This is a genomic window from Kibdelosporangium persicum, from assembly GCF_013280595.1.
GTDB lineage: Bacteria > Actinomycetota > Actinomycetes > Mycobacteriales > Pseudonocardiaceae > Kibdelosporangium > Kibdelosporangium persicum.
Window position 1 is genome coordinate 120,382 of the sequence record NZ_JAAATY010000002.1, and the last position, 18,769, is coordinate 139,150.

Below are 18,769 nucleotides of genomic sequence, written 5' to 3' on the forward strand. Positions count from 1 at the left end.
GACAGCGAAGCCATGACGGCACGAACCTAGAAGCCACGAATTGGCCGCACATCAGACTTTCGGCTGATCCGCCGGAACCGACTGGACGTACTTACCGGTCAAAACCCATTCACGATAGGGCATTTGCGCATGTCAGGACGTGACAGCGGAACCATTCCGGTCCGCGCGACGGAAGTACCGGAAATGTGGCGAGAAACTGACACCATCGTCCTCAAAGGACCAATTGGCCGGGGTCAGTAGCCGCGGTAGGCACCACCGTTCGCCATCGCCTTGATACCGGGCACGTTGTCCAACGAGCCGTAGCGGGAGATCGCGTAGTTCACGCCCGCGCAGATGTTGTCGACCGGGTTCCAGATGTTGTCGTGCCCAGGCAGCTTGTAGCTGTTGAAGGTCGGGTCGATGCACTGCATCAACCCCTTGGACGGCGTGCCCTTGGCAGCGTTCGAATCCCAGTTGTTGATCGCGTTGGGATTTCCGCCGGACTCGTGCTGGATGATCGTCCAGATCTTCTGCACGTCCGCGTCGCTGACGTTGATCCCGTTGGCGCGCAATACCTGCAACGCCTGCTGGATCCACTCCTGGACGTTGCCGGGCGGCGGGCCGGCGGGCGGGCCGCCGCTGGGGCCGAGGCCGCCACCGCCACCTCCACCACCGCCGCTGAAGCCGCCACCGCCGCTGCCTCCGCCGCCTTGGTTCGAACCGCCGCCACTGGTGTTGGACAGCGTGTTCTGACCGGGCTTGGTGCCCGCGTCGGCCGGTGTGGTCCGCTGGTCCCGCGGTGCTTCGGGCTGCCAGTCGATCGTCTTGCCCGGACCTGGCACGTACGGCTGGCTGCCGGGCTCGGGGATGTCGGAGAACCGGGCGCCCGGGTTCGCGGCGGCCTTGATCTCGCTCGCCGCCGCCTTCAGCTGCTCGTCGGTCTCCCTGAGCTTGTTCTCGATGTCGGTCGCGGCCGCGGCGGTCAACGGCCGGATCGCGGCGTCGATCCGCGCCTGGTCGGCCTCCGGGTTCTGCTGCGCGATCCGTTTGATCTCACCGAGCACCTGTTCACACCGATTGGCGACAAAATGCTTCGCCTCGTCGATCGCGGAGGCCACCTTGGTCAGTGCCGCACCGGCTTTCACCAGTCCCTCGCCACACGCCGTACCGGCTTTGGCGAACCGGTCCATATAGGCCACGAACTGATCGGCGGACACACCTTGCCAGGCAGCGTCGAGCGATTTGACCGAATTCGCCACGCCTGTGCCGTGTTCGCCGACATTCGTGCCCGCCTCGGTAAGGCGTTGCGCCGCGGCGGTGATCGCGCCACTGTTCGCATTCTCGACCTTCCGCGCGGCCGCGAGCACGGCTCCGCCGCCCGGATAGTTCGCCACCGCCTCAGCAGCGCTCACCGCACATCCTCCCCAGGACTCACACCGTCATCGTCTTGGCGGTGTGCTCTTCGACGTTCCGCACGCTCTGGATCACCGCGTCCAGCGCGCGGGCGATCCCGTCGAGCAACTGCTCTGCCTTGTCGAACTCGGTGAGCATCAGCCTGTTCACCTCGTCGACCGCACCGGACACAGCGCCGGAGCTCGGCAGCTCACCGTAGGCACCGGGGTCGCTCGGCACGTTGTGGAACGAGTCGGCGATCTGGCCGAACTTCGGTTTGAAGTTCTGCACGCCGGTCATGCAGTTGTTGATCGCCTCGATGTTGTAGTCGGCCACGGCCCACCCCTTCGCCACCCGAACATGTGACGCACGAGAACCCCTCGCGGGTTCCCGCCCGCCCTGAAGTGAATTCAGATCTCTTCGAGTAGTTCCCACACGAACGTCGCCAGCCGCTGGTTGTCGGCCGGCGAGACGGTCAGCCAGGTCCGGCCGTCCGGACTGGGTTTCACCAGGTCGAGATAACGGCCTTCCGGGGTGTCGTGAAATGCGACAACTCGTTCAGCGCGGACAATTCGCTGATCGCGGTGACGGCGTTCGGCGCCGAACTGCCCGCGCGTGGTGATTCCGCCGAGCATCGACGTCAACGTCTGCGCGTCGGTCAACGCGACACCCTTGGCCTCAAGGGTGGTGATGAACTTCCTGGTGTCGCCGTGCGACTCGTTGTCCGCCGCGGTCACCAGGTCGTTGGGCAGGCTGACCGAACGCCCCGGCCCGGCGACCATCTCCCCGGCGACCGACACCGCCGACTCGGCCAGCGCGGTGTCCCGCGCCGGGATCAGCCAGACCTGTCCCTCGTCGACCACGGCCAGCTGCGCCTGCCTGCCCGCCTGGGCCGCGAACGCCTTCACCTCGCGCCCGGCCCACACCCACACGTCGATGCTGACGTGCGGGTGCGCCAGGACGTCCAGCATGTCCACCAGCTCGGGCTCGGCCCGGCCGGACCGCGCCAGGCCGCGCGACTCCAGCGCCTTCCAGGTCTTGCGGACCAGTTCGGCCCGTTCCGTGTGTGTCTTGCCGGGGCTGGGCACGTCGAGGGCGACGTGCCGGTCCGGCAGCCGCTCGCTCTCCCAGACGACGTCGAACTCCAGCGCGGAGAGAACCAGGCTCACTCGTCGTCGTCTTCACCCAGGACCGACGGCATGACCATCCGGCCGTCGGCGAACACGTCCTCGGCCTCGATGCCGTACTTGCGCACGTGCTCCTCGTCCTCTTCGCTCTGCGCGGTGCCCGCCGCGGGCTGCATCATCGACACGCCGGGCTTGCTCTTCGCGCCGACCCGCTCAGCCGTCTTGGCGGCCGCGGCCTCCTCCGGCGGCAACGCGCCGAGCGCGGACGCGCCCCGCGAACCACCAGGCGGAACCACACCCGGACCACGCCCGGCGCCACCGCGAGGCGCGAGGCGGTCCTTGTTGCCGACGGACCCCACGGCCGCACCACCACCGGCGCCACCGGCCATTCCGGCGACCGCGGCGGTCATGCCCTCGTAGTAGGGGCGCATCGGCGGCGTCGGCGCAGTCCCCGGCTGCAACGGCCCGACCCCGGCCGGTCCCGGCATCGGGCCGACACCGACGACCTTGCCCGCCCCCGGCGGCTGGCCCGGCAGGCCAGGGTTCTGACCAGGCGCTCCGCCACCGGTCGGGCTCTGGTGCGTGGCGTCGAACGCGCCGACGGGCACGCCCGCCGACCCGGGAACACCAGGCGCCGACGCACCACCCGGCACGAACGCCGAAGGCCCACCGCCGACGCTCGAAATGCTCGTCCCGACACCCGCACGCGGCGGCGGCGCCGCGTCGAGGCTCATGTTGGGCGGAACCGGCAGGGACTGGTAGCCGGCCAGGTTGTTCCGGCTGGCGTTGGCGTAGTTGGTCATGGTGTCGACGGCCTGCGCCCTGGCCGCCTGCGTGCGCTGGACCTCCTTGGAGTGGTCCGTGGTGTGCAGCAGGAGCTTGTCGATGACGTTGTAGTCCTTGGCACCACGCAGGGCGCTCGACTCGGGGGCGCAGTTGCGGGTGCGGGAGTAGTCGTCACCCTGGTTGCAGACAGCCCCGGCGGAACTGGTGATCGTGCCGGTCGCCGAGCCGCCGTACTGAGCGGAGTCGGTCATCACGACCGTGGCGTCCTCACTGGACGCGCCGGTCCACTCGACCCCGATCTTGGCCAGTTCGGTGCGCAGGACCTCGTCGGTCTGCTTGAGGCCGTTGGCGATCGCCGTGAGCGCGTCGACCGCGCGATTCATGCTCTCCGAACCACGACCCTGCCGGATCTGGTCGACCATGACGGCGAGTTCCTCGTTGCTGTAGCCGGCGAATCGGTAGTCACCGATGTCGGTTCCGGTCATGACGGTTCCTCACTTCAGGGTCTTGAGGGTCTGCATGGCGAGCGTCGCGGCCTGCTCGCTCTTCTGACACATCTGCTCTTGGGTGAAAGCACCTCGAGTGGTGGGCCGGAACTGCACCATCAGTTGCTGGTTGTCGGCGACTCCGACAGCGGTCTGGCAGGTGAAGCTGGTCGTGCCGCGAACCTTGATGCTGGCTGCGGGAAACCCGTCGATCGACACCAGCTTGGCATCGACGTTGCGCTTTCCGCTCAGCCACGGATCGATTCCCTCGGTGGTCACCAACCAGGCCTCGTAGTCGAAGTAGGCCTGACCGTCGGCACCGTCCATCGCGCAGACCGGAGCACCCTTGAAGACCTCTTCGGTCTGGACGTCGTTCTTCTGCCGGGAGACCTTGATCTGCTGGAGCTGGGCCGGGCTGAAGAGTTTGCAAGGATCGACACCGTCGAGACTGATGTCTCGCGGCCGCGGTGGAACGGCCACGGTCGGCTGGCCGCCACCACCGGAGGCCCCGCCGGTCGGAGTGGTCGGGGCCGGGGGTACCGCCTCACCGGGATCTGTTTCGGTGCATCCGGTGAGCACGAGGCCTGCCACGGCGGCCACCAACGCGAACCTAATCAACGACGACCCCGCCGAAGCTGGCCTCGATGTCCTGCTCACTGAAGCCATACGTCTTCGCGCTTTCCTTCAGCTGAGTGATCAGCTTCTTCAGGCTTTCCATGTAGTCCTGAATCCGGGCGGCATAGGAGTCGTCCGCTTCGACCAGCCGGAAATTCCACGCCGCTGCCGCGTCCTGGCTGACCGGGTCGTCCGCCGTCGGTTCGACGAACAGAGCCTGACCGTGGTGCCGGAACGTATCGGTCAGGGCGTCGATCTGGGTTTGGATGATCTTCGCCGCGGCCAGCACGTTGTCGTGGTTGACCTTCATCGTCGCCGTGCTGGCGGGCGGTGCCTCCGGCATCGACGCCAGCATGTTCGCCCAGAAGGATGAGCCGGTCGTCTCGTTCATCCACGCACCCCCGTACGTTCCGTAGTCGTCCGGTCTCACTTCGCGAGGCTATCAACCGGTGGTAGACCGCTACCTGAAGTTTGACGAAGAAACCGGCGAACCGGTTCCACCGAATCAGCTAGCGGGGACCGCGACTTCGCCACGGGACGCACGCAGGGCGATGTCCGTCCGATGATGCGACCCGGCCAAGTGCAGGTTCTCGATCCGACGGTACGCATCCTGACGCGCCGCCTCCAGGTCGTCGCCCGTACCCACGACCGACAGCACACGGCCACCCGTCGACACCACGGCTCCGTCGTCACGCCTGCGGGTGCCCGCGTGCAGGACGCCCTCGGCTTCACTGCCCGCGATCACGTCACCGGTCCGCGGCCTGCCGGGGTAGCCCTCGGCCGCGACGACCACGGTCACCGCCGAACCCTCCGCCCACTCCAGCGGGGGTTGCGCGGCGAGGTTGCCGGTGGCCACCGCGTTGAGCAGCTCGCCGAGCGGCGTGCGCAGCAGGGCCAGCACGGCCTGGGTCTCCGGGTCGCCGAAGCGGCAGTTGAACTCGATCACCTGCGGGCCGGTCGGGGTGATCGCCAGGCCCGCGTAGAGCAGGCCGGAGAACGGCACGCCCCGGTCTGCCATCTCGTCGACCACCGGCTGGACGATCGTCTCGACGATCGTGGCCGTCAGGTCCTCCGAGGCCCACGGCAGCGGCGTGTACGCGCCCATGCCGCCGGTGTTGGGCCCGCTGTCGCCGTCGCCGACCCGCTTGAAGTCCTGCGCGGGCAGCAGCGGCACCACTGTGCGGTCGTCGACCAGACAGAACAGGGACACCTCCGGTCCTGACAGGAACGACTCCAGCAGGACCGGGTGGCCACCTTCGAGCAGGGTCATCGCGTGCGCACGGGCGGCCGCGAGGTCCGTGGTCACCACGACGCCCTTGCCCGCGGCCAGGCCGTCGTCCTTGACCACGTAGGTCGGGCCGAAGCGGCGCAGCGCGGCGTCCAGGCGGGCCGGGTTGTCCACGACCTCGCTGTGCGCGGTCGGGACCCCGGCGGCCGTCATGATCTCCTTGGCGAACGCCTTCGAGCCCTCGATCCGCGCGGCCTCGGCGGACGGGCCGAAGCAGGCGATGCCCGCCGCGCGGACGGCGTCCGCCACCCCGGCGACCAGCGGCACTTCCGGGCCGATGACGACCAGGTCGGCCTGCCACTTGGCCGCCAGCGCCGCGACCGCGGCGGGATCGGCGACCTCGACGCCGTACTGCTCGGCGACCGCGGCTATGCCGGCGTTGCCCGGCGCGCAGGCCAACGCGGTGACCTTCGGGTCCCGTGACAGGCCAAGAACAAGGGCATGCTCTCGGGCCCCAGACCCGATGACCAGAACTCGCACGACTGATGAGGATAGGTGCTCTGGTCCGTTCAGCTCACGCCGAGGGCCTGCTTGGCGCCGGGGTGCAGTGGTACTGGATCGGTCTTGACGGCCGTTTCCTTGGTGATGTCCTTGGCGGACGGGTGCGTCTTCTCCAGGTCGGCCTTCTTGTCGAAGATCAGCTTGGTGACCGCGCACGCGTTGCCCGCCGGGAAGTCCTCCCGGACCAGCAGGAAGTTCGGCACCACGACGGTCGGCACGTCCGCGGGCTGCTTGTAGGTGGCCGCCGGGATGGTGCCCTGGTCGTAGACCTGGTTGAGCTGCTTGAGGGCGCCGAGCTGCGGGGTGATGTCGATGAACTTCACCTTGTCGCCCATGGACGTGGTCAGGTCGGTGATCTCCGGGGTGGGCAGGCCGCCGGACCAGACCAGGCCGTCGATCTTGCCCTCCTTCATGCCGTCCACGGTCTGGCGCAACGCCAGCCGCTGCGGCGACAGGTCGGTGTCCTTCAGCCCGGCCGCCTGCAGCAGGCGGTTGGCGATCACCTCGGTGCCGGACTTCGGCGAGCCGGTCGAGATCCGCTTGCCCCGGAAGTCCGCGACGCTGTTGATCCCGCTGTCGGCACGCACGACGACCTGCGTGTAGTTCGAGTAGATCCGCGCCAGCGCCTGGACCTTCTGCGGCTTGCCTTCGAACGCGGACTTGCCCTGCACGGCGTCGGCCGCCGTGTCGGCGAGCGAGAAGGCGATGTCGTAGGTCTTGTCGCCCAGCTGCTGGATGTTCTGCACGGACGCGCCGGTGTCCGCGGCGGTCGCCTTCAGCTTGGAGTTGTTGCTGATCACCTGGGCCAGGCCGCCGCCGAGCACGTAGTAGACGCCGCCTACGTTGCCGGTGGCGATGGTGACCCGGCCGTCGGCCGCCTCACAGGCGGCCTGCCCGCCGCCGGGTTGTTGAGCCGCGGGGGCGTCCTCCCGCTTGCCGCCGCAGCCGGTGGCCACCAGCGCGAGCCCCAAGACGCCGACGAGTGTCCTACGCACGGTTGATCTCCTTGTCCTTTTGCCGCAACACCAGGTGCACGATGACGGCCGCCGCGGCGAAGCCCGCACCGATCGCGATGGAAAGTGGCTGGAGGTACAGCAACAGCAAAGCCGCGGGCACGCACAGAATCCGCACCGGCAGCTTCGCCGGACCGATCAGCCAGCCGGTGGTGACGACCGCGAGCATGGCGACACCGACCGCCGAAACCGCCGTCACCCACAGCACGTCGAGGAACGGACGCTGAAGCAGCAAGGCCGAACCGTTTTCGGTGAGCACGAACGCCAACGGCACCAGGAAGGCGGGCAGCGTGTACTTCCACGTCTGCCACATGGTCTTGATCACGGCGCCGCCGGTGATGGCCGACGCCGCGACGGCCGCGAGCGCGGTCGGCGGCGTGACCTCCGACAGCACCGCGTAGTAGAAGATGAACATCGCGGTCTCGGCGGGCTCGACGCCCAGCGTGATCAACGCCGGGCCGATCACCACCCACGAGATGATGAACGACGCGGTGACCGGAACCGCAAGGCCCAGAACACAAACCGCGAGCGCGCAGAACACGACCGTGAACGCGAGCACGACCGTCGGGTTGTCCGACAACGAGTTCGCTGCCTTGACCAACGAGTCCGCGAGCACCTGACCGAGGCCGGTCTTGGTGATCGTCGACGTGATCACGCCCGCCGCGGCGCAGACCGCGATCACCGGCAGCGCGCCACGGATGCCTTCGGACAGCGAGTCGACGAGCTCCTTCAGCCATGTCGTGACGGCGGCCCGCTTGTCCTCGGCGAAAAGCCTGGTGGCCAAGGAGAACAGCGCCGCCACGCCGGACGCGTAGACCACCGCGGAGAACGGCGGGATGTCCAACGCCAGGAACACGACGATGATCGCCAGGGAGGCGAAGTGGTACCCGCCCTTGGCGAGCACGGTCCAGGCTTTGGGCGTGTCGAGGTCCACCGAGTGCGCGCCGAACCGGCGGGCGTCCGCCTCGACGGCGAACACGATGCCGAGGTAGTAGAGCAGCGTCGGCACGATCGCCCAGAGCAGGACGGTCAGGTACGAGGTTTCGAGGTACTCGGCGATGATGAACGCGGCGGCACCGAGCGTCGGCGGCGACAGGATCGCGCCGATACCGGACGCGGCCAGCAGGCCACCCGCGTTCTCCTTGGGGTATCCGGCTTTTTTCAGGATCGGCCAGGTGATCGCGCCGAGCGTGACCGTGGTCGCCGTGCCCGAACCGGAGACCGTGCCGAGCAGGAACCCGGACAACGCGGTCGTCCGGCCGGGCGCGGTACGGGACTTGCGGAACAACGCGAAGCTGAAGTCGACGAAGAAGGCGCCCGCGCCCGAGTTCGCCAGCACGGCGCCGTAGATCGTAAACAGCACGATGTACGTGGCCGCGACGTCGAGCGGCGTGCCGAAGAAGCCGTTGCTCGGGTCGTAGAGGGCACTGATGATCTCGTCGAAGTTCATCCCCGCGTGCGAGATCGACCAGCTCTGCGGCAGGAAGCCGCCGTAGTAGGCGTAGGCCAGGAAGACCAGGCAGATGATCGGCAGGACCAGCCCGGTCGTGCGCCTCGTCGCCTCCAGGATCAGCACCAGCAGCAGCGCGCCGGCCACAACGTCCACTGCGGACAGCTGGCCCTGCCGGTCGAGGAAGGCGTCGAACCCGGTCAGCAACGGGTACAGCGCGACCACGAGCGTGATCGCGGACAGTACCCAGTCGATCACACCGGGGTCGTCCTTTTCCTTGCCGCTGCGGCCTTTCGGCCGGTACGACAGGAACACCAGCGGCAGCGTGACCGCCAGGAAGATCACCAGGTAGTACTGGTTGCCCTGGTCGAACGGCAGGAAGACCTGTTTGAGCACGAGCAGCGCGACACCGGCGCCGATGATCCACAGCGCGCGTTCCCAGCGTCCGGATAGCTTGCGCGCCGGTCGTTCCTCGTCGTGCGCGCCGACGATGTCGTCAACGCTGCGCTGCTCTGCGGTCGTCACGCGGCGAACCTACCTCCTGCCGTGGGCGAGGTCACAGATGTCTTAGCAGTGCCTTAGGACAGTCATCACCTCTTGCGGCAAGCCGGTGCCAACCCGCAACGTTCATCCGGACGTGGCCGTACGTGCAGGAACCAGAGGTAGCGTCCACGCACTTCGTTTCAGCAAGGAGGCACGTGATGGGTAAACGGCTCGCCGCAGTGGCGTTGTCGGGCTTCGCACTGGTCGCGCTGGTCGGCTCGGCGACCGCGGAGCAGCAGGAGCGCGGCGGGGGCGCCCAGGCCACCCCGTTGGTCTTCGGCCACCGCGGCGCCTCGGGTTACCGCCCGGAGCACACCCTGGCCTCGTACGAGCTGGCCGCCCGGATGGGCGCGGACTACATCGAGCCCGACCTCGTCTCGACCAGGGACGGCGTGCTGGTGGCCCGGCACGAGAACGAGATCGGCGGCACGACCGACGTGGCCGCACGGCCGGAGTTCGCCGGCCGCAAGACCACCAAGACGATCGACGGCAGCCCGCTGACCGGCTGGTTCACCGAGGACTTCACGCTCGCGGAGCTCAAGACGCTGCGCGCGACCGAGCGCATCCCGCAGCTGCGCCAGCGCAACACGATCTACGACAAGCGCTTCGAGGTGCCGACCCTGCAGGAGGTCATCGACCTGAGCAAGCGGTTGTCCCGGGAGCTGCACCGGGAGATCGGCATCGCGCCGGAGACCAAGCACCCGACCTACTTCCAGTCGATCGGCAAGCCCCTGGAGCCCGCGCTGATCCGGACCCTCGACCGCAACGGCCTCAACCAGCCGCACGCGAAGGTGGTCGTGCAGTCCTTCGAGGTCGGCAACCTGGTCGCCCTCAACCGTTCCCTGCGGGTGCAGCTGGTCCAGCTGACCGGCGCCACGGGCGCGCCGTACGACTTCGTCGCCAAGGGCGACCCGCGGACCTACGCCGACATCGTCAGCCCGGCGGGCCTGCGTGACGTGGCCCGCTACGCCGACTGGCTCGGCCCGGAGAAGTCGCAGGTCATCCCGCGCGACCCGACCGGTTTCCTGAAGGCGCCGACCTCGCTCGTGGGTGACGCGCACAAGGCCGGCCTGAAGGTCGTCCCGTACACCTTCCGCAACGAGAACAACTTCCTGCCCGCGGACTTCCGTTCCTCGGCGATCCCGGCCGAGTACGGCAACGCGTTGGGCGAGTTCGAGCGGTTCTTCGCCACCGGCGTCGACGGCGTGTTCACGGACAACCCGGACACGGCGGTGGAGGCCCGCAAGGCCCGCCGCTGACCTCCGCCCCGCACGCGAGCGCGGGGTGCATCCAGTACCAGCGCAAGCGCTGGTACTGGATGGGCGGTCAGCGCACCATCTCGTGCCGCACGATCGTCTGTTCGCGGCCGGGGCCGACGCCGATCGCGGAGACCTGGGCGCCCGACAGTTCCTCCAGCCGTTCGACGTAGGCGCGCGCGTTCGCCGGGAGTTCGCCGAACTCCCGGCATTCGGTGATGTCCTCCCACCAGCCGGGCATTTCCTCGTAGACCGGGATGGCGTGGTGCACGTCGGTCTGCGTCATCGGCATGTCGTCGATCCGCCGTCCGTCCACTTCGTACCCGACGCAGACCGGCACGGTGTCCAAACCGGACAGCACGTCCAGCTTGGTGAGGAAGAAGTCGGTGATGCCGTTGACCCGCTGCGCGTACCGGGCGATCACCGCGTCGAACCAGCCGGTCCGGCGGGAACGCCCGGTGGTGACACCGAACTCGCCGCCCTGCTTGCGCAGGCTCTCGCCCATCTCGTCGGTCAGCTCGGTCGGGAACGGCCCGGAACCGACCCGCGTGGTGTACGCCTTGAGGATGCCGATCACCGTGGTGATCCGGGTCGGGCCGATGCCCGAACCCGCCGCGGCGCCGCCGGAGGTCGGGTTCGAGGACGTGACGAACGGGTACGTGCCGTGGTCGACGTCCAGCAGGGTGCCCTGCGAGCCCTCCAGCAGCACGTTCTCGCCGCGCTCCAGCGCCTGGTTGAGCAGCAGGCGGGTGTCGGCGATCCGGCTGAGGAACTTGCTGCCCTGCTCCAGCACGGTGTCCACGACCTGGTTGGGGTCCAGCGCGCGGTGGTTGTAGACCTTGACCAGCACCTGGTTCTTGAAGTCCAGCGCGGCGTCGACCTTCTGCCGCATGATCTTCTCGTCCAGCAGGTCCTGCACCCGCACGCCGACCCGGGCGACCTTGTCCTGGTAGCACGGCCCGATGCCGCGGCCGGTCGTGCCGATCTTGGCCTTGCCCAGGTACCGCTCGGTGACCTTGTCGATGGCCACGTGGTACGGCATGATCAAGTGCGCGTCCGCGGAGATCAGCAGCCTGCTGGTGTCGACGTCCCTGGCCTCCAGCCCGGACAGCTCCTCCAGCAGCACACCGGGGTCGACCACCACGCCGTTGCCGATCACGTTGTCGACGTTCGGCGAGAGGATGCCGGACGGGATCAGGTGCAGCGCGAAGTTCTGACCGTCGGGAAGAACCACGGTGTGCCCTGCGTTGTTGCCGCCTTGGTAGCGGACGACCCACTGGACGCGGTCACCGAACAGGTCGGTTGCCTTGCCTTTACCTTCGTCGCCCCATTGGGCGCCGATGACCACGATGGCCGGCATGTGAGACTCCAGGTGGATTCGGGCGTGCGAAATGCCGGTAAGGAAGACTAGACCAGGAGCTCAGCGTGGGTGCACTCGTACTGGCCTGCGGCGATTCGGCCGGCCACGGTCGGTGGACGTCGTTGACGCAGCGTGATGACGTCGAGGTGCGTGCGGTGCCGTCGAATCCGGCTCGCCCGGACGTGGATCCCCTGCTCAAGGACCTTTCCGGGCGCCGCCTGGCGGTGCTCGGCACGGACGCGGACCTGGCCGCGGTGGTCCTGCGGGTGTTGCGCAAAGAACTTGTCGACGAGATCACAGTCGGGTTCGTGCCGGTCGGCGACTCCTGGGTGGCCGATCTGTGGGGTCTGCCGCCGGACACCGGCAAGGCGATCGAGGTCGCGCTGCGCGGTGACGTCGACCCGATCCCGCTGATCCGCGACGACGCCGGAGGCGTGCTGGTCGGACTGGGCAGGATCGGGCCGACCCGGGGCGTGGCCTACTGCGACGACACGACCGCGCTACGCGGCGGCGTGAGCGGGATCGAGGTGACGCCCGACCCGTCCGGCCGCAACGGGCTGATCGTCCGGGTGATCCGGCGCGGCCTGCTCGGCAAGCGCGTCACCGAGTTCCGTGGCCGCGCCTTCCAACTCGGCAGCCTGCCGGTGAACCCGGTCAAGGACGGCGTCACGCACCCTCGGCCGACGCAACGCTGGACGTGGTACCGGCACACCTCGGACCTCCGCGTGGCTCGCGGCGTCATCTGACCCGCAGCAGCACGGCGCCGACGTTCCGGCGCTCCTCGATCTCGCGGTGTGCCTTCGCGGCCTCCGCCAACGGGTGGACGGCGTGGATCTTGGCCTGCAGGCGGCTGTTGAGGGCCTGCTCGGCGTCGGCGCGCTGCTTCTCCGGAGTCCGTCGTCGGACCACGGCGGACGCGCCGACCACGGTCAGTCCCTTGCGGGCGATCAGGTCGGCGTCCAGCTTCGGCCAGCTGCCCGACGCGAACCCGTAGAGCCCGACTCGGTCCTTGGCCACCGCCATGGCTTTCTCGGCGACCTCGCCGCCCACGGAATCGAGCACGACCGTGGGCTCGCCCCAGTCGCCGTCGTACGCCACTGAATCCGGCACTTCGCTGTGGCTCGTCACGGCGATCACCCGTGCGCCACGGGCTTTGGCCAGCTGCACCAGCATCGACCCGATCCGGCCGGCCGCGGCCGTGATCAACACCGTGTCGGTCTCGTCCACACGCATCGCGTCAAGCAGGCCGATCGCCATGTCACCGCCGCCGAACAACGCCAAGGCGTCCGCCATCGGCATCCCGTCCGGGACCGCGTACACCTCTTCGGCCAAGGCGAATTCCGCGTAGCCGCCTTGCAGTCCCGCTGTCCTGGCCACGACACGGCGGCCGTCGGCCACGCCGCCGACCTCCATGCCGGGGACGTACGGCAGCGGCCACGGCAAGGCGCCACGCCGCGCCAATGTGTCGGCGAACAGGACAGCCGCCAGCTCCACCTCGACCAGCACCTGGCCCGGCTTGGGTTCCGGCCGCTCGGCTTCGTCCACACGCATCACGTCCGGCGCTCCGAACTCGGGGACACGGACAACTCGCATGATCGACTCCTCGTTACGAGACACCTTGTCTCTCATGAGGCACACTGTCCGGCGAGCGGCCCGCGGCCAACGAGCAATCGGGCCGGGCTGTCCCATCCTGGACAAGGAGCGCGAATTGTCTCGGCCCGAAGGTGATCTGCGGGTACGGCGGACCCGCAGACTGCTGCGCGACGCCCTGGTCGAGCTGATCGACGAGCGCGGCTTCGAGCGGATCACGGTCGGCGAGATCACGGCACGCGCGATGGTCAGCCGGGCCGCGTTCTACCGGAACTACAAGGACAAGTACCACCTCGCCGAGCAGGTCTTCGACGACGCGCTCGGCCCGCTGATGGACACCGCGCCGGAGACCCGCGACGACCGCTGGGTGGCGTTCTTCGACCACATCGCCACCTACGAACGGCTCTACAAGGCATTGCTGAGCCGCAAGGCAGGGTCGTGGTTCGCCGACAAGATGCGCGCGAAACTGGCGTCGCTCAGCTCCGGGCACCTGACTGGGAATGATGGGAATTCTTTGACCCCGACCATCCTCGGCGCGATCGCGGTGCAGTCGATCACGTGGTGGCTGACCCATGATCGGCCCTGCTCAGCGGCGGAGATCGCGGACCACACGGCGCGGCTGATGCGGGCGGTGATCGAGTCCGAGTTAGAGCACCGGTAGTCCGGGCGTCACCCGGAGGTATTGCCCGCGCCATCTCCGTCAGTCACCTTCGAGTGACCAATGCCACGGAGGTGACATGATCGCCAAAAATGCCTTACGGACCCTGCTGCTCGTCGTCGCTCTGCTGCTCGGAATGGTTGTGGTGGCGTCGGCGACCCCGCCAGGCATTCCCAGCGCGACCACCGCGCGCAGTCAGCTCAACGCGCTGACCGTCGCGCCCGACGGGACCATGACCGGCTACAGCCGTGACCTGTTCCCGCACTGGACGACCGTTTCCGGCAGCTGCAACACCAGAGAGCAAGTGCTGAAGCGGGACGGCACCAACGTCGTCGTCGACTCGTCCTGCGCCGCCACCTCGGGTGGTTGGTACAGCCCGTACGACGGCGCCACCTGGTCGGCCGCGTCCGACGTGGACATCGACCACATCATCCCGCTCGCCAACGCGTGGCGGACCGGCGCGCGGTCGTGGACGACGTCGAAACGACAGCAGTTCGCCAACGACCTGTCCGGCCCGCAGCTGATCGCGGTGACCGACGACGTCAACCAGGCCAAGGGCGACAAGTCACCCGACGCGTGGAAGCCGCCGCTCACGTCCTACTGGTGCACCTACGCCCGGATGTGGATCGGCTCGAAGTACAAGTGGACGCTGACGGTGAACTCCGCGGAGAAGTCAGCGCTCAACTCGATGCTCGACCGCTGCTAGATCTGGGGCGCGGCCGGGTCGGAGTCCTCGAGGAACTTCCTGACCCGGTCGTACTCCTCGGTCTCGCCGATGGCGTCGGCGGCCTTGCCCAGTGCCGCCAGTGCCCGCAGGAATCCCTGGTTGGGGCGGTGGCTCCACGGGATCGGGCCGAAGCCCTTCCAGCCGTTGCGGCGCAACTGGTCCAGGCCGCGGTGGTAGCCGGTGCGGGCGTAGGCGTACGCCGCCACGTTCTCGCCCCTGCCGAGGGCTTGCTCCGCGAGCACGGCCCAGGCCTCGCTGAAGTCCGGCCAGGCCGCGGCGACCTCAGCCGCGTCCTTGCCGGCCTCGATGGCGGCCTGCTGCTCAGCGCGCTCGGGCAGGAACGTCGGTTCGGGGCCAAGCAGGTTGTTCTGCATGACCCCATCCAATCAGCTCAGCAGCCCGGCGAGCGCCCCCAGGGTGGCGATCGCGAGACAGGCGAGAACGACAGCGGCGACAACGCGTTTCGGCATCACGCCCCAGCACCCTGGTGGCCCGGCCGCCGCACCGGCAAGGAAGTTCACCCGATCGAGCGGGATGCGGCATGAACGGCGAAGCCCGCGCCGGGACGGCGCGGGCTTCGTCAGGTCGGGCTGCCGCCGTCAGCCGGCGATCATGCGGCCGGCGGACTTCAGGTGCTGGCAGGCCTCGATGATGCGGTCGGCCATCGCGGTCTCCGCCTTCTTGAGGTAGCTGCGCGGGTCGTAGGTCTTCTTGTTGCCGACCTCACCGTCGATCTTGAGCACGCCGTCGTAGTTCTTGAACATGTGCTCGGCGATCGGGCGGGTGAAGGCGTACTGGGTGTCGGTGTCGATGTTCATCTTCACCACGCCGTACGACACCGCCTCGTGGATCTCCGACAGCTCGGAGCCCGAACCGCCGTGGAACACCAGCTCGAACGGCTTGTCGTCGGCCGGGCGGCCGAGCTTCTGGGCGGCGACCTCCTGGCCGCGCCTGAGCACCTCGGGGCGCAGCTTGACGTTGCCCGGCTTGTACACGCCGTGCACGTTGCCGAAGGTCGCGGCCAGCAGGTAGCGGCCACGCTCACCGGCGCCGAGGGCGTCGATCGTCTTGAGGTAGTCCTCTTCCGAGGTGTACAGCTTGTCGTTGATCTCGTTGGCGACGCCGTCCTCCTCGCCGCCGACGACACCGATCTCGACCTCAAGGATGATCTTGGCCTCGACGGTCTGCGAGAGCAGCTCGGCCGCGATCTTGAGGTTCTCGTCGAGCGGTACCGCCGAGCCGTCCCACATGTGCGACTGGAACAGCGGGTTCTCGCCGCGGGCGACGCGCTGCTTGCTGATCTCGATCAGCGGCCGGACGAAGCCGTCCAGCTTGTCCTTCGGGCAGTGATCGGTGTGCAGCGCGATGTTCACCGGGTACTTCGCGGCGACCACGTGCGCGAACTCGGCCAGCGCGGTGGCGCCGGTGACCATGTCCTTGACCTTGGTCCCGGACGCGAACTCGGCGCCGCCGGTGGACACCTGGATGATGCCGTCGCTCTGTGCCTCGGCGAAACCACGCAGCGCGGCGTTGAGGGTCTCCGAGGAGGTGACGTTGATGGCGGGGTAGGCGAATTCGTTCTGCTTCGCCCGATCCAGCATCTCCGCGTAGACCTCGGGTGTGGCGATGGGCATCGGTCTCGTCCTCCTCGGGGCTAGATGCCTGTGCAGCCGAATCCTACGAGGAGCAAACTGGCTGTATGGCGATAGCACGGTGGAACGGAACCGTCATAGCGGAGAGTGACAACACTGTGGTCGTGGAGGGCAACCACTACTTCCCGATCGATTCAGTGAACAAGCAGTACCTTCAGCCCTCCGAGACCACGTCGGTCTGCCCGTGGAAGGGCACGGCCAGCTACTACACGTTGCGGGTCGACGGCGCGGAGAACCCGGACGCGGCGTGGTACTACCCGGCACCGAAGGAGGCCGCGGCGCAGATCAAGGACCACGTGGCGTTCTGGAAGGGCGTCGACGTCACCGACTAGAGCGGCTCAAGTCGGACTGCCCCACTGCCGAGCGGGCCACTGGGCGTGGATGCTCGCTCGATCGGCTGACCACGCCCGGGCGGTGTTGCACTCGGTCGACACCGCCCGGGGCACGATCACCGACCACCACCGCGGTCCGCCTGGATCGGCTCAAGGCGCACAGGTCACGTCAGAGCGTTGCCCAACGCACGGAACGCGTCCACGTCAAGGGCACCGTCGGCGGTGAGGACCTGGAGGTTCACGTGGTCCGCGCCGGCCTCGTGGTGCTGCGCGACCGTCGCGACGATGTTGTCCACGCCCTGCGGGATCAACGCGCCGATCAGCCGGTCGCTGCCGCCGTCGGCGAAGTCCTCCTCGGTGAACCCGAGGCGCAGCAAGTTGTTGGTGTAGTTCGAGAGCTGCAGGTACATACCGGTGTACTTGCGGATGATCTGGTCGGCGACCGCGCGGTCGGACTCGAGCACGACGGCGACCTCCGGCGCGAGCAGCGGCCCGTCTCCCAGGGTCTGCCGTGCCTGCCGGGTGTGCTCGACCGGAACGAAGTAGGGGTGCGCGACCGCGGTGCGCTCGGCCGCGAGCGTCAGCGCCTTGGGCCCCAACGCCGCCAGGGCACGGCCGGACACGGGCACGCCCGCGGCGTCCAGCTCGTCCAAATAGGACACCAGTTTCGTGTACGGCTTCTCGTACTCGGTGTTGAGCAGCTTGTGCCCGGCGCCGACCCCGAGCAGGAACCGGCCCGGGTGCCTGGCCTCGATCCGGTGGTAGGACTCCGCCACCTCGGCGGCCTCGGTCACCCAGACGTTCACGATCCCGGTCGCGATCTTCAGCGTGCTCGTCGCGTCCAGCAGGTCCTCGGCGATCCGCAGGTCACCAGTGGGTGAGCCGCCCAGCCAGAGCGTGCCGAACCCGAGCTCCTCGAGTTCGCGGGCCACCTCGGGGCGATCCGCCCAGAGCTGGACCATGCTCCAGATCCCGACCTTGCCAAGCTGCATGTTCTCGCCTTTCGACGTAACGACTGCGGTCACCATCACACAGGGATACGTTCGACGCATGACGAACATTCCCGGAACCGATCTGGACGTCTACCCGCTCAACCTGGGCACCAACATCTTCGGGTACACGGCGGACAAGTCGGCCTCGTTCGAGATCATGGACCGCTACGCCGAAGCGGGCGGCAACTTCCTGGACACGGCCGACTCCTACTCGGCGTGGGCGCCGGGGAACGTGGGTGGCGAGTCGGAGACGATCATCGGCCAGTGGCTGACCGAACGCGGCAACCGCGACGACATCGTGGTGGCCACCAAGGTCGGCGCGCACCCGGAGTTCCGGAGCCTGGCGGGCAGGACGATCAAGGCGGCGGCCGAGGAGTCGCTCAAGCGCCTGCGGACCGACCACATCGACCTGTACTGGGCGCACTTCGACCACGAGCCGGCCGTTCCGGTCGAGGAGACGCTCGGCGCGTTCACCGACCTGGTCGAACAGGGCAAGGTCCGGTACATCGGCGCGTCGAACCTGACCGCCGAACGGATCACGCAGTCGCTCGCCGCGGCCGACCGGGACGGACTCGCCCGGTACGTGGCCTTGCAGCCGCACTACAACCTGATGGAACGCCAGGGTTACGAGTCCACGTACGCACCGATCGCGGCCAAGGAGAACCTCGCCGTGTTCCCGTACTACGGCCTGGCCAAGGGATTCCTGACCGGCAAGTACCGCGGCCGGGAAGGCGATGGCGGCGGCAGTGTCCGCACCAAGGGTGCGTCGGTGTACTACGACGAGCGTGGGAAGCGGGTGCTCGCCGTGCTGGACGAGATCGCGGCGACGCACAACGTGCCCGTGGGAAGTGTCGCCCTGGCGTGGTTGCGGTATCAGCCGAACATCGTCGCGCCGATCGCGAGTGCCCGTACGCCCGAGCAGGTGCCCACGTTGATCCAGTCCGTGACGCTCGAACTCGGCCCGGACGAGCTGGCGAAACTGGACGAAGCCTCTTCCTGACTCACAGTAGCTTACTGACAGTA

Annotated in this window: 21 protein-coding genes; 6 read left to right on the forward strand and 15 right to left on the reverse strand. The window is 68.2% G+C overall.

Annotated elements, in window-relative coordinates:
• Positions 1-233 precede the first annotated feature (233 nt).
• From GC106_RS49210 to GC106_RS05145, 9 genes are all read right to left on the reverse strand, one after another.
• Complete coding sequence (locus GC106_RS49210; RefSeq protein WP_312872436.1) at positions 234-1,391, reverse strand: transglycosylase SLT domain-containing protein; 1,158 nt, start codon at positions 1,389-1,391, stop codon at positions 234-236.
• Between the two features lie 19 nt (positions 1,392-1,410).
• The gene (locus tag GC106_RS05110) at positions 1,411-1,707 is read right to left on the reverse strand and encodes a hypothetical protein (RefSeq protein ID WP_173124947.1); all 297 of its coding nucleotides are present in this window, start codon (positions 1,705-1,707) and stop codon (positions 1,411-1,413) included.
• A 74-nt stretch (positions 1,708-1,781) separates the two neighbouring features.
• On the reverse strand, positions 1,782-2,540 hold the full coding sequence (locus GC106_RS05115; protein ID WP_312872437.1) for an ESX secretion-associated protein EspG: 759 nt from the start codon (positions 2,538-2,540) through the stop codon (positions 1,782-1,784).
• Positions 2,537-3,769: a hypothetical protein gene (locus GC106_RS05120; RefSeq protein ID WP_173124949.1), complete on the reverse strand. Its 1,233-nt coding sequence runs from the start codon at positions 3,767-3,769 to the stop codon at positions 2,537-2,539. The genes GC106_RS05115 and GC106_RS05120 overlap by 4 nt, the downstream gene beginning before the upstream one ends.
• A 9-nt stretch (positions 3,770-3,778) precedes the next feature.
• The gene (locus GC106_RS05125; RefSeq protein ID WP_173124951.1) at positions 3,779-4,369 is read right to left on the reverse strand and encodes a DUF3558 domain-containing protein; all 591 of its coding nucleotides are present in this window, start codon (positions 4,367-4,369) and stop codon (positions 3,779-3,781) included.
• 10 nt (positions 4,370-4,379) lie between these two features.
• A complete protein-coding gene (locus GC106_RS05130) occupies positions 4,380-4,775 on the reverse strand; it encodes a hypothetical protein (RefSeq protein ID WP_173124953.1) in 396 nt (131 codons plus the stop codon).
• Positions 4,776-4,889: 114 nt separating this feature from the next.
• Entirely contained in the window at positions 4,890-6,152 is a 1,263-nt protein-coding gene (gene purD / locus GC106_RS05135; protein ID WP_173124955.1) for a phosphoribosylamine--glycine ligase, read from the reverse strand.
• A gap of 29 nt (positions 6,153-6,181) precedes the next feature.
• Positions 6,182-7,168 carry a TAXI family TRAP transporter solute-binding subunit gene (locus GC106_RS05140; RefSeq protein ID WP_173124957.1) on the reverse strand — a complete coding sequence of 329 codons (987 nt, stop codon included), beginning with the start codon at positions 7,166-7,168 and terminating at the stop codon, positions 6,182-6,184.
• Positions 7,161-9,161 carry a TRAP transporter permease gene (locus GC106_RS05145; RefSeq protein ID WP_173124959.1) on the reverse strand — a complete coding sequence of 667 codons (2,001 nt, stop codon included), beginning with the start codon at positions 9,159-9,161 and terminating at the stop codon, positions 7,161-7,163. Before GC106_RS05145 ends, GC106_RS05140 begins: the two co-directional genes overlap by 8 nt.
• A 176-nt stretch (positions 9,162-9,337) precedes the next feature.
• Between GC106_RS05145 and GC106_RS05150 the strand changes: the two genes are divergently transcribed.
• Positions 9,338-10,438, forward strand: a complete 1,101-nt coding sequence (locus tag GC106_RS05150; protein WP_173124961.1) for a glycerophosphodiester phosphodiesterase — start codon at positions 9,338-9,340, stop codon at positions 10,436-10,438.
• 67 nt (positions 10,439-10,505) lie between these two features.
• Here GC106_RS05150 and GC106_RS05155 read toward each other — a convergent pair whose 3' ends face one another.
• The gene (locus GC106_RS05155; protein ID WP_173124963.1) at positions 10,506-11,795 is read right to left on the reverse strand and encodes an adenylosuccinate synthase; all 1,290 of its coding nucleotides are present in this window, start codon (positions 11,793-11,795) and stop codon (positions 10,506-10,508) included.
• Between the two features lie 65 nt (positions 11,796-11,860).
• On the opposite strand from GC106_RS05155, the gene GC106_RS05160 reads away from it, so the two are divergent.
• Complete coding sequence (locus GC106_RS05160) at positions 11,861-12,541, forward strand: hypothetical protein (RefSeq protein ID WP_173124965.1); 681 nt, start codon at positions 11,861-11,863, stop codon at positions 12,539-12,541.
• Here GC106_RS05160 and GC106_RS05165 read toward each other — a convergent pair.
• Positions 12,534-13,424: a zinc-binding dehydrogenase gene (locus tag GC106_RS05165; RefSeq protein WP_217280082.1), complete on the reverse strand. Its 891-nt coding sequence runs from the start codon at positions 13,422-13,424 to the stop codon at positions 12,534-12,536. The genes GC106_RS05160 and GC106_RS05165 overlap by 8 nt on opposite strands.
• Before the next feature lie 79 nt (positions 13,425-13,503).
• On the opposite strand from GC106_RS05165, the gene GC106_RS05170 reads away from it, so the two are divergent.
• Both GC106_RS05170 and GC106_RS05175 read left to right on the forward strand, forming a co-directional pair.
• Positions 13,504-14,046, forward strand: a complete 543-nt coding sequence (locus tag GC106_RS05170; protein WP_173124967.1) for a TetR/AcrR family transcriptional regulator — start codon at positions 13,504-13,506, stop codon at positions 14,044-14,046.
• A gap of 76 nt (positions 14,047-14,122) precedes the next feature.
• Positions 14,123-14,749 (forward strand): HNH endonuclease family protein, encoded by a 627-nt coding sequence (locus GC106_RS05175; RefSeq protein ID WP_173124969.1) that lies wholly within the window; start codon positions 14,123-14,125, stop codon positions 14,747-14,749.
• Here the strand turns inward: GC106_RS05175 and GC106_RS05180 are convergent.
• The 3 genes from GC106_RS05180 to fbaA form a co-directional block, all read right to left on the reverse strand.
• Positions 14,746-15,144, reverse strand: a complete 399-nt coding sequence (locus tag GC106_RS05180; protein ID WP_173124971.1) for a DUF3151 domain-containing protein — start codon at positions 15,142-15,144, stop codon at positions 14,746-14,748. The two genes, GC106_RS05175 and GC106_RS05180, sit on opposite strands and share 4 nt — an antisense overlap.
• Positions 15,145-15,156: 12 nt before the next feature.
• Entirely contained in the window at positions 15,157-15,291 is a 135-nt protein-coding gene (locus GC106_RS48690) for a hypothetical protein (RefSeq protein WP_281368382.1), read from the reverse strand.
• A 78-nt stretch (positions 15,292-15,369) separates the two neighbouring features.
• Positions 15,370-16,404, reverse strand: coding sequence for a class II fructose-bisphosphate aldolase (gene fbaA, locus GC106_RS05185; protein ID WP_173124973.1), 1,035 nt, complete (start codon positions 16,402-16,404; stop codon positions 15,370-15,372).
• Between the two features lie 65 nt (positions 16,405-16,469).
• Here fbaA and GC106_RS05190 point away from each other — a divergent pair, with 65 nt between their 5' ends.
• On the forward strand, positions 16,470-16,754 hold the full coding sequence (locus GC106_RS05190; protein WP_173124975.1) for a DUF427 domain-containing protein: 285 nt from the start codon (positions 16,470-16,472) through the stop codon (positions 16,752-16,754).
• Between the two features lie 164 nt (positions 16,755-16,918).
• On the opposite strand, the gene GC106_RS05195 is transcribed toward GC106_RS05190, so the two are convergent.
• Positions 16,919-17,746 (reverse strand): LLM class F420-dependent oxidoreductase, encoded by an 828-nt coding sequence (locus GC106_RS05195; RefSeq protein ID WP_173124977.1) that lies wholly within the window; start codon positions 17,744-17,746, stop codon positions 16,919-16,921.
• Positions 17,747-17,804: 58 nt separating this feature from the next.
• Here GC106_RS05195 and GC106_RS05200 point away from each other — a divergent pair, with 58 nt between their 5' ends.
• Complete coding sequence (locus GC106_RS05200) at positions 17,805-18,746, forward strand: aldo/keto reductase (protein ID WP_173124979.1); 942 nt, start codon at positions 17,805-17,807, stop codon at positions 18,744-18,746.
• Positions 18,747-18,769 lie beyond the last annotated feature (23 nt).

Excerpts from the sequence above, each read along its gene's own strand:
- GC106_RS05165 (WP_217280082.1), bottom strand. The coding sequence starts at position 13,424 with ATGAGAGACAAGGTGTCTCGTAACGAGGAGTCGATCATGCGAGTTGTC.
- GC106_RS05180 (WP_173124971.1), bottom strand. The coding sequence starts at position 15,144 with ATGCAGAACAACCTGCTTGGCCCCGAACCGACGTTCCTGCCCGAGCGC.
- GC106_RS05175 (WP_173124969.1), top strand. The coding sequence starts at position 14,123 with ATGATCGCCAAAAATGCCTTACGGACCCTGCTGCTCGTCGTCGCTCTG.
- GC106_RS05120 (WP_173124949.1), bottom strand. The coding sequence starts at position 3,769 with ATGACCGGAACCGACATCGGTGACTACCGATTCGCCGGCTACAGCAAC.
- GC106_RS05195 (WP_173124977.1), bottom strand. The coding sequence starts at position 17,746 with ATGCAGCTTGGCAAGGTCGGGATCTGGAGCATGGTCCAGCTCTGGGCG.
- fbaA (WP_173124973.1), bottom strand. The coding sequence starts at position 16,404 with ATGCCCATCGCCACACCCGAGGTCTACGCGGAGATGCTGGATCGGGCG.
- GC106_RS05130 (WP_173124953.1), bottom strand. The coding sequence starts at position 4,775 with ATGAACGAGACGACCGGCTCATCCTTCTGGGCGAACATGCTGGCGTCG.
- GC106_RS05155 (WP_173124963.1), bottom strand. The coding sequence starts at position 11,795 with ATGCCGGCCATCGTGGTCATCGGCGCCCAATGGGGCGACGAAGGTAAA.
- GC106_RS05190 (WP_173124975.1), top strand. The coding sequence starts at position 16,470 with ATGGCGATAGCACGGTGGAACGGAACCGTCATAGCGGAGAGTGACAAC.
- GC106_RS05200 (WP_173124979.1), top strand. The coding sequence starts at position 17,805 with ATGACGAACATTCCCGGAACCGATCTGGACGTCTACCCGCTCAACCTG.
- GC106_RS05150 (WP_173124961.1), top strand. The coding sequence starts at position 9,338 with ATGGGTAAACGGCTCGCCGCAGTGGCGTTGTCGGGCTTCGCACTGGTC.